General features: G+C 63.7%; 11 protein-coding genes and 1 tRNA gene. 5 read left to right on the top strand and 7 right to left on the bottom strand.

The annotated features are described in order from the left end of the window. The first annotated feature begins 553 nt into the window (after positions 1–553). The 5 genes from VGN72_05345 (at position 554) to VGN72_05325 (ending at position 3,795) form a co-directional block, all read left to right on the top strand. Complete coding sequence (locus tag VGN72_05345) at positions 554–1,579, top strand: sugar phosphate isomerase/epimerase (protein HEV7298770.1); 1,026 nt, start codon at positions 554–556, stop codon at positions 1,577–1,579. A gap of 343 nt (positions 1,580–1,922) precedes the next feature. Then, entirely contained in the window at positions 1,923–2,186 is a 264-nt protein-coding gene (locus VGN72_05340; GenBank protein ID HEV7298769.1) for a DUF1294 domain-containing protein, read from the top strand. Between the two features lie 87 nt (positions 2,187–2,273). Beyond that, positions 2,274–2,801: a response regulator gene (locus VGN72_05335; GenBank protein ID HEV7298768.1), complete on the top strand. Its 528-nt coding sequence runs from the start codon at positions 2,274–2,276 to the stop codon at positions 2,799–2,801. 173 nt (positions 2,802–2,974) lie between these two features. Then, the gene (locus VGN72_05330; GenBank protein HEV7298767.1) at positions 2,975–3,655 is read left to right on the top strand and encodes an NAD(P)H-hydrate epimerase; all 681 of its coding nucleotides are present in this window, start codon (positions 2,975–2,977) and stop codon (positions 3,653–3,655) included. Between the two features lie 67 nt (positions 3,656–3,722). After that, a tRNA-Glu gene (locus VGN72_05325) sits at positions 3,723–3,795 on the top strand. 34 nt (positions 3,796–3,829) lie between these two features. On the opposite strand, the gene VGN72_05320 is transcribed toward VGN72_05325, so the two are convergent. The 7 genes from VGN72_05320 to VGN72_05290 form a co-directional block, all read right to left on the bottom strand. Beyond that, the gene (locus VGN72_05320; GenBank protein ID HEV7298766.1) at positions 3,830–3,991 is read right to left on the bottom strand and encodes a hypothetical protein; all 162 of its coding nucleotides are present in this window, start codon (positions 3,989–3,991) and stop codon (positions 3,830–3,832) included. Next, positions 3,979–4,146: a beta-eliminating lyase-related protein gene (locus VGN72_05315; GenBank protein HEV7298765.1), complete on the bottom strand. Its 168-nt coding sequence runs from the start codon at positions 4,144–4,146 to the stop codon at positions 3,979–3,981. Before VGN72_05315 ends, VGN72_05320 begins: the two co-directional genes overlap by 13 nt. A 249-nt stretch (positions 4,147–4,395) precedes the next feature. Then, the gene (locus VGN72_05310) at positions 4,396–5,823 is read right to left on the bottom strand and encodes a sulfatase-like hydrolase/transferase (GenBank protein ID HEV7298764.1); all 1,428 of its coding nucleotides are present in this window, start codon (positions 5,821–5,823) and stop codon (positions 4,396–4,398) included. A 38-nt stretch (positions 5,824–5,861) separates the two neighbouring features. Continuing rightward, complete coding sequence (locus tag VGN72_05305) at positions 5,862–6,650, bottom strand: type II secretion system protein (GenBank protein HEV7298763.1); 789 nt, start codon at positions 6,648–6,650, stop codon at positions 5,862–5,864. A gap of 162 nt (positions 6,651–6,812) precedes the next feature. Continuing rightward, complete coding sequence (locus tag VGN72_05300; protein ID HEV7298762.1) at positions 6,813–8,276, bottom strand: hypothetical protein; 1,464 nt, start codon at positions 8,274–8,276, stop codon at positions 6,813–6,815. After that, entirely contained in the window at positions 8,266–9,717 is a 1,452-nt protein-coding gene (locus VGN72_05295; protein ID HEV7298761.1) for an MFS transporter, read from the bottom strand. The genes VGN72_05300 and VGN72_05295 overlap by 11 nt, the downstream gene beginning before the upstream one ends. 84 nt (positions 9,718–9,801) lie before the next feature. Then, the coding region (locus VGN72_05290; protein HEV7298760.1) for a hypothetical protein at positions 9,802–11,260 on the bottom strand (1,459 nt) is incomplete at its 5' end.

Here is an 11,260-nt window from a genome sequence, read left to right as displayed (position 1 = left end):
CGTACTCGCAGACCTGTGTCTTAGGTTGACAGAGAAGACACAGGTCTGCGAGTACGCCGACCTGTGGCACCCGGCACGAAAAGACACGAATAAGACGAGTTGGGTTTGATTCCAGCGCGTACCACGGCCGGCTCGCCCGTGTCCTGGTTCAAGAGGCACGGGCGGGCCGCCCGTGGTACGGCAGAACAACGCGCAGGTATCAAACCCGATTTGTATAGGACGAACCTGGGGGCGTGGAAAGCCATTTCAGATGCATCTGAAGTCATTTCAGATGTATCTCAAGTCATTTCAGAAGCATCTCAAGTCATTTCAGATGCATCTGGAATGACTCGCCTTCACGTCGTCGGGTGCCACGAACGGTACGCCGCCCGTGCTGTGACGCGGTTCGGCGAAGACACGGGTGGAGTACCACCCGTGGCACCCGCGCTAAGTCCTTTACCCCGACGGACACGCAACCTTCGCCCACGTCCTGTAACACATCACCCTTCCACCGTTGACAGCCACGCCGCGCTCCATTGAGATGCCGGGCAAGAAAACCAAGGAGAACCGCATCATGTCACGTCCCGTAACCCTGTTCACCGGCCAGTGGGCCGATTTGCCGCTTGAGACGCTCGCGAAGAAGGCCAAGCAATTCGGCTATGATGGCCTCGAATTGGCCTGCTGGGGCGATCACTTCGAGGTCGACCGCGCGATCAAGGACGACAAGTACGTCAAGACCCGCTGGGAGATCCTGAAGGACAACGGGCTGTCGTGCTACGCGATCAGCGCCCACCTGGTCGGGCAGGCGATCTGCGACAACATCGACGAGCGGCACAAGAGCATCCTGCCGGAAGACGTCTGGGGCGACGGCGACCCCGAGGGCGTGCGCCAGCGGGCCGCGAAGCGCATGGCGGAGACCGGCATCGCCGCCCGCAAGCTGCGCGATGCGTCGCCGGACAAGATCGCGTTTCCCGCGGTCGTCAACGGCTTCACCGGCAGCAGCATCTGGCACAGCATCTACGCCTTCCCGCCGACCAGCCAGGAATACTGGCAGAAGGGTTTCGATGACTTTGCGAAGCGCTTCGGCCCCATCCTCGACACGTTCGAGAAGCACGACGTGAACTTCGGCCTGGAGGTGCACCCCACCGAGATCGCGTTCGACATCGCCACCGCGCAGCGCGCGCTGGAGGCCGTGAAGCATCACAAGCGGTTCGGCTTCAACTACGACCCGAGCCATTTGATCTACCAGCACGTGGACTACGTGAAGTTCATCTACACGTTCGCCGACCGCATCTACCACTGCCACATCAAGGACTCGTGGCACGACAAGGGGGACGGCACGGTGGGCGTGTTCGGCGGCATGACCACGTTCGCCGACCACCGCAGGTACTGGGACTTCCGCAGCCCCGGCCATGGCGACGTGAACTTCGAGCGCGTGATCGTGGCGCTGAACGACGTGAAGTACACCGGCCCCCTGTCGGTGGAATGGGAAGACAGCCGCATGGACCGCGAGTTCGGCGCGACCGAGGCGGCCGCGATGGTGAAGCGCCTGAACTTCCCGCCGAGCGCGATCGCGTTTGATGCGCAGTTCGATCGGTAGTGTCGGGCGTTGATTCCCTCTCCCGGTACGACGGGAGAGGATTAGGGTGAGGGTGATTTCGAGCGGCGGATGAATCCGGAATGACGAGTCAATGACAGAACCAGAATGATGAACCGGCCCACAATTGTCATCCCGATGGGAGGCTTGCCGACCTGAGGGATCTCCCACTGTCGAACAACCCTCGCCAGTCGAGATCCCTCAGGTCGCCGTAGACTCCCATCGGGATGACACAGGTTTGAATGACGCGCTCTTCATTCGTCATTCGTCACTCGGATTTGGTTATTGAGTCGTCATTCGGGCTCCGTTCTTCCGCTACCTCACTCGTCACTTTCAGATCCCCTTCATGCTCTGGATCCTCGCCTACTACCTCCTCGCCAGCCTGATCACCTTCGTCGTCTACGGCATCGACAAACGCCGCGCCGCCCGGCGGCAATGGCGCGTGCCGGAAGCGACGCTGCAATCCCTCGCCTTCGCTGGCGGCTTCCCCGGCGCATTCGTCGGCCGCAAGACGTTCCGCCACAAGCTGCATAAACCGAAGTTCACGTTCATGCTGTACGCGATCGCGATGCTGCACGGGCTCGCTTGGGCAGTTTACTTGGCGATGTGAGCCGAGTGGCCGACTTTTGCGTCGCAACCCGAGGGCTTAACAGCTATACTCCCCGAAGCGAATGGGAGCGGGATGTCAGCAGTGAGCATGCCAGTATTACGGCCGAGCGGGCGAGCGTTGCTCGTCGCCAGCAGCGCATCGCGCCAGCAACCGCGCGCGTTGCTGGAACAGTTGGGCTACAGCTGCGCCGACGCCGACGACCCCTACGCGGCCGTCGCCGAGCTGGCGAAACACCCGACGAGCTACCGCGCGATCATAATCAGCCTGAGCAGCCTGTACCGCGAAGAGCTGGCGATGATCTCCGCCCTTCGCCGGCGGTACCCGCAGATCGAGGTCTGGCTGACGCACACCGACGGCCGACAGGCCGCCCTGGCGCAGGCGATGTCGATGGGCGCCGACGGCCTGCTGGCCGAGGACGGTTTGCATCGCATTGGCATCTCGCCGGTGATAGAGGCGCCCCCCGTCATCGTGCAGCGCGTGGAACCGGAAGTGCCGGTGTCCGCCAGCGAGCCCGATGAAATGGAGATGCACCCGGACGAGCCGATCCTGTCGGCCGACGAGTTGCGCATGCTGCTGCAGGAAGAGCCTTCGCTGCCGCCGGGCACGGCGGACTAATTAGTCGACCGCTGCGTCGCGATATTCGCTCGACGCGCTGCAGCTCATCCGCAGTTTCAAAACTAGATTTGCCTCGCCACTTTTTCGCCGCAGGAGCTCAGAGCGGCGCTCCTGCGGCGAAATGAGAACAAAATGGGAACGGCGCCGGTGGCGCAACGTCCTAAAATCATCCGATGACGACTCCCCCGCTTCGCCTCTCCCGTGCGCAGGTCCGCGAGGTCGACCGCCTGTCGATCGAGGAATACCGCATCCCCGGCATCGTGCTGATGGAGAACGCCGCCCGCGGCGCCACCGACGTCGCGAGCGCAATGCTACGACATGCAGCATCACCCCATGCCCTCATTCTCTGCGGCGGTGGCAACAACGGCGGCGACGGCCTAGCCATCGCCCGCCACCTGCATTCGCGCGGCGTCCGCGTGACGATCGCCCTCTCCGTCGACCCCGCCGCCTACAAGGGCGACGCCTTCATCAACTGGCAGATCGTGCAGGCGATGGCTTTGCCCGCACGCCCCGCGTCCACCGACCTCATCGCGAGCACCCCCACCGACCTGATCATCGACGCCATCTTTGGCACCGGCCTCACCTCCGCCCCACGCGGCGACGCCGGCGAGATCATCAACGCGGTGATCGACTCAAACCGCCCCATCCTCTCGATCGACCTCCCCAGCGGTCTCGATTGCGACACCGGCCTGCCGCTGGGCCCCTGCATCCGCGCCACGCAAACGGTGACTTTCGTCGGCGAAAAGGCCGGTTTCGCCCACGCTCACGCCAAACCGTGGCTGGGAAACATCACCATCGCCGACATCGGCTGCCCGCCCGAAGCCATCACCCGCGCGCTCGCCACGATGCCTTGACTCCGCGCCATTTTCTCCCCATAATCCCCCTCCCCTAGGTCGGCCAACGCCCCGCGACCCAGCAGACGCCCCCATCGTCTAGTGGCCTAGGACAACCGGTTCTCAGCCGGTGAACAGGGGTTCGACTCCCCTTGGGGGTATCAAGAAGCCCGGTTTTTCCGGGCTTTTTTCATGTCATGAAATAGTTTCGGGCGCGATTAAGGGCGCGGTTTCTGCCGAGATACGGCGGTACTTCTCGTTCGAATCCGTCTGCCGCTTAGCGACCGCCGACCACGCCGCAACCTCGGCCGGCGTGTTGTCCGTGCCCAGTTCGCTCGCCGGCGTCAGGTTAAACACGCGCGGTTGGGGAAGTGGATGCCCGTCCGGCGGACTACCAGCTGGTCGACCGCCAGCGGGTCCGGCTTCCCCTGCGCGCCGGGACAGGTGACGATCTTGCTGCCATTGGAGAGGAACTCTGGCGCGCCGCACTCGTCAGTCTCGATGTGCGCCATGTCGCGTTGATCATGAAGTAGGTCATTTCACACAACCAACCGGCCCGCTTGGACGGTTGGATGAACGGGGTTGAACGATCTCGTTATTGAGCGAAATAATCGCTACGCTGGCCGCAAAAAAGGTGATGACGGACCGCCGCGTCACGAGGATTCTGAGCGACATCGGTCGCCCGGCCAACTCTACCCGCTCAATACGGTTTGTAGGTTGTACAGCACCTGGCGTCGGGGTCACCCATCGGGCATCGGACGCTAATCGAGAATTTCGCCGTAATATTGGCGGAACCAGACTATTTCCTGGCTGTTTGGCTTGTTGGTCGGGAAGCCCGAAGGTTGCAGTTCGTCGGCCCATACTCGCGTCTTCTCGCGGAGTTTTGCCAGCTTGTCCGGCTGACGAACTGCCAAGTTCGTGGTCTCGCCGTTATCGTCTGACAGGTCGAACAAGAACTCGCGATCGGCCACCCGGAGATACTTCCAGTTCCCCTCACGCGCAGCGGTCTGCGTCCAGAATCGCCAGAAAAGGATTCGGCTCGACGCCTCACGCTCCTCCGTTAGGAGCGGCAGCAGATCCACGCCTTCCAAGTCGGGATCCGGGGCCAGACCCGCGGCGGAATTGGAGGTGGCCACGATATCCAGGCTGGACACCAGCCCATCGTATTTTTTCCCCGCGGGTAGTTTGCCCTTCCAGTTCACGATGAAGGGCACCCGGATGCCGCCCTCGGCCAGCATTCCTTTCTCACCGAGGAGGGGGGCGTTCAACGAGCCATCCCAGCCGCCGTGGTCCGTGTCCAACGGCGAGTCCTTCTGGCCGTGCAGAGGAGCGCCGTTGTCGCTGATGAAGAAGATCAGGGTGTCCTCCTGGATCTTTAGCTCCTCCAACAGCTTCACGAGCCTCCCGACACCGTCGTCGACGGCAGAAATCATCGCGAGCGCGGCTTGCCTACGCGTCGGCAGGCTCTCCCATTCGGGTTGAAGATATTTGAGCGGGATCTCCAGAGGGGTATGCGGGGCCATGTAGTTGACGTAGGCCAGAAAAGGACCGCCACGATGTTCCTTGATGAACGCCAGGGCGGCCTCGGTCTGCAGGTCCACGCGGAAGCCCTCATGCGTGACCCAACCGGGATCCCGGGCTATTCCCGTCATTTCATAATTGACGAAGTAGCCGTTCAGTTCGCTCGTGTAGTGGAAATCAAACCCATGCGCGGCCGGGAAATAGGGAACCAAGTGATCTGGCGCAAGAAGGCCGACATTGTTCTGCCGCAGCCACCGTTCCGAAGCTGGCGTCGGCTCCAGATGCCATTTTCCGATGGTGGCGCTCGTGTACCCCGCGGGCTTTAAGCGCTCTGCGAGGCTGATCGTTTCCAAGGGCAGCGGCATGTCGGCGATCGAGTTCATGCCGATCCGTTGCTGGTATCGGCCCGTCAATAAAGCGGCCCTGGACGGACTGCACTGTGGGGCGGTGACGTAACCATTGGTACACAGGACGCCCTCTCGCGCCAGGCGATCGAGGTGCGGCGTTCGCACGTCGCGGACGATCCCCTGCACGCCAAGGTCGGCGTAACCGTGTTCGTCGGTGACGATCACCACAATGTTCGTGGCACCCTCTGCCCTCGTGACGACCGGCGCCCCGGCCAGGGCCATGAGCAACCACGAATGGCTCAGGAGGCTTGAAGTTCGCATCGGTGACTCCAGTCGCGGCTGTTTCGGGACGAGAAATATCAAAAATAGAAGGAGACGCCTGCACGCGTGAAACGCGACTGGACGTCCTTCCATGGGCGCCACGTCACGCTGCCGTCGTTCAGCAGCACGTTGCCGCCGTCGAACTGCACGATGGTGCCGCCGATATCGTTGCCGCTTCCGCTTCGACTGCGATGGTTGACCCAACCGCTTACCGCGCCGCTGTTGGCCACCGCCATCGCGTCCGTCGCCAGCACCCGGTCACCAGGGGATTCGGGTCGATCCGCGATGAGGGTCGGCAGTGGGACGGGCTCGGCATGGGTCGGGTCGCCCGGCACTGCCATGGTCCGGTAGTTCGCGTAAACCGAGTAGCCGAGGAAGCTCGCGAACCAGTTGCTCTCGTCCCACCACTTATCGCGCTCTGCCCGGGCAAGGCCCTCGTCGCTGGCGGGGCAGTAGAGAATGCGCGGGTCCTTCAGATAACTTGCCTGAAAGAGTAGACCGGGTCCCGCGGTCACACCCGGAATAATGCGGGACGTATCCAACGGATCGGCCGCCGCGCCACTGTTGACGTTCAAGCCGCCCACCGGCCAGTTCTCGGCCGGGATCGGCTTCACGTACCGCCCGCGTTGTTCGGTCGCATAGATTGCGTATACCAAGCCGAGCTGGCGAAGGTTGGATGCACACGCAACGGTGCGAGCTTGGCGGCGAGCCGCAGCCAACGAAGGCAGCAGGATGGCGATCAACACGCCGATAATGCCGATCACGACGAGCAGCTCGACGAGAGTGAATCCGGGCGTAGAACGTAGTTTGTCTTCGTTGCGATACATACGAATCTCCATGATATAGCTCTTCACATCAAAACAGCGATGCGTTGCAACCCGAGCGACGCTGTCGGACCAAAGATTGGATCCAGTACATCTCGATCGCCTCGCCATAGCACTTCCTTCGGCGTCGAGTGAGGCAACCCACAACATTCTCGGCAACACCTATTAACGTTGTGGGTTCGGCGCGGCGGTGACCTTGATGAAGTAGGCGTCGGTCCAGCCGAAGTCAGCCAGCGGCACGTTCAGGGTGGCCCGCCCGGCGGTCATCGGCAGGACCAATGACGTCGGGCCGCCCTCGGCGTACGCGGCGTAACCGCTGTCGGCGATGCGCTGCAGTTCCACCTTCAGCGGCGTGCCGCCGGTGATGCCCATCGCTGCGACAAGGCCGCTCAGCTGCAGCACGACCGCCGTTGGCGCCTCGGCCGGTGGCGTCGGCATCCAGCCGAAATCCTCGTAGTCGCGCCCCAGCAGCACCGTCGCCACGTCAGCCTGCGCGTCGACCGACGCCAAACCGTTGACCGTTGGGCCCGCGTCCACCTGCACCATGGCGCCGCTCAACTCGGCGTAGCGCTTGTAGACCCACCACGTGCTGCGCGGCTGCTTCGTGTCGTCGGTCAGCAGGCCGTTGAGCGAGTCGTTGTAGGCGTTGGAGACGGTGGTCGGCGTCGCTCGGTCGGGGCGTGCGTCAGGCCACGTGGCGTGCACGCCGTACACAACGCCTGCGGCCTGCATGGCAGCGAAGTAGTGCGGCAGGACGCCCGGCCGCGTCTGCTCGTGATGGCCAATGTACTCGTTGACGCCCAGGGCCACGCCAGTGATCCTCTTGTCCTTCAGCAGCTTGCGCGTACCCGCGAGGCGTGGGCCGACGGCGTCCTTGTCGAACGCGTGAAGCGTCAGAACGTCTGGCAGCACGTCGTTGGCCTTGGCGTACTTGAGGAACGCGTCCATCGTGATGTGCTTGCCCGTGTCCGGGTACGTGTTGAGCTGACCGCCAAGGCCGTTGAGGACGGCGATGCTGGGGCCGACGATCTGCGCGCCGGGCAGTCCCGCGCGAACCTTTTTGTGGGCGCGGCGCCAGGTCTCGAAGAACTGCTGGGCGCCGTCGGCGTCCTGGTAGGGCCAGAAGTACTGGCCGGGGCCGACGCTGAAGTCCGGCTCGTTCCAAATGTCCCAGCGGCCGACGTACTCGCCGCCCGCGGCGGCCTTCGCGGAGGCAATCTTCGTGTCGACCAACGCATCCCACTTGACGTAATCGGGATCCTTCGCGCCGCCGGGCCACTCGACGGAGTCTGGGTCCTTGGTATAGACCGCGTCACTCATGAGGTACTCGAACGTCGCGCCGGCGGCGCGGACGCGGGCGTAGTTGGCGAAGTCGCCGGTCACGACGCCGCCGTTGATGTTCGTCAGCACGCCGGTGCGGAAGTTGGCCGGCTTGAGCGCCTCAAAGCGGTCGGGGTCCGGCAGCGTCGGCGTCAGCGAGTGCAAAAATCCCGTGTATCGCGTGTCGGACGCCCCGCCGGCCGCGCCCTTCAGCGGCGCGTTCGCGCGAACGGTCACCTTCTCTTGAGCGTGCGCGATCGTAGCGAGAAGGCACATCAGGATCGGCGCGTTGAGCAAATCAGGCTTCACCGCTACTCCTCTCTACCCGCCGCGCTTCGAGCATCGTTCGAACCTGCAGGGCCGATTGCGTCGTTACGGGAAAGCGAAGCGTCAACGCCAGCCCGATCATCAGGCATGCCGCGGGCACGAATGCGAAGAGGGCGCGCATGTTCCAGATCGCGTCGGCCGACTGCGTGGCCCCCTCGCGATAGCCCGAGATCACCAACACGTACCCACTGACGACCGTCAACAGCGACGCCACGAGCTTGCCGACGAAGGCGGACACCGCGCCATACATGCCCTCGCGCCGCAGGCCGCTATGCAGTTCATCGAGGTCGCAAATCTCGGCCATGATCGAACCATGTAGGATCAGGAAACAGCCGATCCCGAATGCGTAGAACACAACCGGCACCAATGACAGGTACGGCATGTCCGGCCGCAGCAGGAACCAGCTGGACGCGGCGCCGATCGAGGCGACCACTTGCCCGCTCATGAGCGTGCGCACCTTCCCGATGCGACCAGCGATCCACGTGATGACCGGGATGAACCCGATCGCCGCGCCGGTACTGAGCACGCTGCCGATGGCGGCTATCGTAGCGGCGAATTTCGTGTCGCCCTGGCACACGTGGTAGATGCTGATGTACAACCCGAGGGGGCCGACGAGCCCGACCCCGAGCAGCGAGATCGTGACCAACGCGACGAACCGCAGGAAGACGCGGTTCCGCAACGTGAGTCGGCCCGCCTCCTTCAGTCGGATGCGGGGCTGGCGCTGGAACTCGACCCGTTCGCGGCACAGGAAGACCGGCAACAGCCCGAAGATCAAGATCAACAGGCCACACAGAATGGCCACCCAACGAGCACCGATTACCTCAGGCCGCACGCCCTCGACCGCTTGTCCAGTGAACCATGGGTGAAACGACAGTCGATACATCCACCCGACCATGAGACCGCTGATGATGATGAAGAAGAACCGCCATCCCTGCAGCCGCGTGCGCTCGGCGGAGTCGTCGGTCATCTCGAACCCGAGCGCGTTGTACGGGATCGCGAACAGGCCGGCGCACAAGAACCCGATCGCGGTGAACCAGGCGAACCACGCAAACTGCCAATGATCGCTCCAACTCAACGGTGGCCACCACACCAGCACGAACGAAATGGCACAGAGCAGCGCGCCCCCGATCATCCACGGCCGCCGTCGACCAAGGCGGCTGCGCGTGTTGTCGGACATGTGGCCGATGAAGGGGTCGGTCAGCGCGTCGAGCAGCCGCGGGATGGCCATCGCCCAGCCCAACCACACCACGTTGATACCTAGCCCCACGTTGTAGATGGGGAGTACAAGCGCAACGAGGCCGTTGCTCATCTGATTCTCGACGAAGCCGCCAAGCCCCCAGCCGACCATCCGCCCCGTACCCAGCGGTTTGGTCGTCGGCGTTACGGCAGTCGAGGGTTCTTCGGGCGCGGTTACGACGGACATTGATGCTCCTTAGCCGGCCTCGCACGTCATCGCATAGACGTCGGGGAGAAGGCCGTCCGGGACTGCTGGTGATGCTAGCGCTGCTTAACGGCGCCACCCCTGCAACTGAACGGGCCCCAACAGGCCGCTGGGCCGTTCGATTCCCGTGAAGGCATTCAGGTTGGTATTGGCGACCTCGACGCGGATCTCGACGTCGGAGGATTTGATGGCGTCGGAGACGTCCCACCGGTACGGCGACCAACACATCGGTCGTTGGCGCATGCCGTTGACGCTGATCGACGCAGTCTCGAACACCTGCCCTAGGTCGACCATCCAACGATGGCTCGTCTCTGTACCCGCCGGGACCGTGAAATGCGTCGTGTACGTCGCGATTCCGGAGAACTGGCCATCGCCCCACGCGTCCCAAGTCTGCAGTTCTGCGCCCACCTCGATCGTGCGGTCGTCAATCTCGACGATCCATGCTTCCGGCGTCAGCGCGTGTTCCAAGCCACCATCAACCGCCGGTGCGGCGGATAGCGCTGTCGTTGGGCCGAGCACGACGATCTGCGATTCCTGGGGGCGGAGCGCAAGGGCGATCCGGACATGACCCGCCGTGGAAGCGGCGGTCGCCTCAAGCGCGGCGCGATGGCCAGTGGATGCATCCCATATCTCAGCGGTTGGCCCGCCGCACAGTTCCACCGCAAGCTCAAGATCGAGATCCGACTCGTTCACCAGCAGGTACGCGTCGCCGTCGGTCAGCCGCCGCCTATGATAGGTCAACGCGGCGCGACGGGGGACGAGTCGCGTCTCCTTGAAGTACCCACGGTCGCGGTCCATGGTGCGCAGCTGACGCGCCTGGGGTGACGACACGACGCGCACGTCGGCGGGCACGTGATCGGCGAGCAGCGCAAGCACCCCCGCCTCGCCGAAGGGGACGAACCCGACATGCCCTCGCCCGAACGGGACCGTGCCGCTACGAGGCAAACGTGCGAGTGAATCGACGGCGTCCGTCCAGCCATCGGACAGCTTCGACTGCGTCGGCCCTCCCCCACACGGCAGGGCCGTCGTTGGCATCCGATGTGCGAAGATGACAATTCCTCCTTGCTCGGCGAAGGCGGCAAGCTGATGTAGGACGGCGACGTCGATCACGTCGATCGGTGGCACCACCACGGCGCGGAACGATTCCACGGCCGTCCGTAGCTGGCCGTCCGCGACGCGGGCCTGCGCAGTTACGTGTCGGTCGACGAAGTCGTAGTCGTACTGGCCGGCCGTCAACGCTCGGGCGATCTGCTGCATCGCCAGATCCGTGGCGTAAACCGGATGTGGTCCTGCCGCCGACATCGGCCATGGCCAGTAAGACGGAAGATCAGGGTACGGCTTGGGCGCGCCGGCGCTGATGGCGGTCCAGGCGTGCTCGGTCGGGTAGTACAACGCCACCGGCGCCACGTGCCGCCCGGCCGACATCGCCGCCGACAACCGCCCGACGTAGTCCCACAGCGGGCGGCTGTGCGGCCACCACGGGTTCTGGAAGAACTCGCTCGGCGGGCACTCACGCTTGCGCCAG

Source organism: Tepidisphaeraceae bacterium, assembly GCA_035998445.1.
Classification (GTDB): Bacteria; Planctomycetota; Phycisphaerae; order Tepidisphaerales; family Tepidisphaeraceae; genus DASYHQ01.
This window is presented reverse-complemented; position numbering and strand designations above follow the sequence as displayed.

Excerpts from the sequence above, each read along its gene's own strand:
- VGN72_05345 (HEV7298770.1), top strand. The coding sequence starts at position 554 with ATGTCACGTCCCGTAACCCTGTTCACCGGCCAGTGGGCCGATTTGCCG.
- VGN72_05340 (HEV7298769.1), top strand. The coding sequence starts at position 1,923 with ATGCTCTGGATCCTCGCCTACTACCTCCTCGCCAGCCTGATCACCTTC.
- VGN72_05335 (HEV7298768.1), top strand. The coding sequence starts at position 2,274 with ATGCCAGTATTACGGCCGAGCGGGCGAGCGTTGCTCGTCGCCAGCAGC.
- VGN72_05330 (HEV7298767.1), top strand. The coding sequence starts at position 2,975 with ATGACGACTCCCCCGCTTCGCCTCTCCCGTGCGCAGGTCCGCGAGGTC.
- VGN72_05315 (HEV7298765.1), bottom strand. The coding sequence starts at position 4,146 with ATGGCGCACATCGAGACTGACGAGTGCGGCGCGCCAGAGTTCCTCTCC.
- VGN72_05310 (HEV7298764.1), bottom strand. The coding sequence starts at position 5,823 with ATGCGAACTTCAAGCCTCCTGAGCCATTCGTGGTTGCTCATGGCCCTG.
- VGN72_05305 (HEV7298763.1), bottom strand. The coding sequence starts at position 6,650 with ATGTATCGCAACGAAGACAAACTACGTTCTACGCCCGGATTCACTCTC.
- VGN72_05295 (HEV7298761.1), bottom strand. The coding sequence starts at position 9,717 with ATGTCCGTCGTAACCGCGCCCGAAGAACCCTCGACTGCCGTAACGCCG.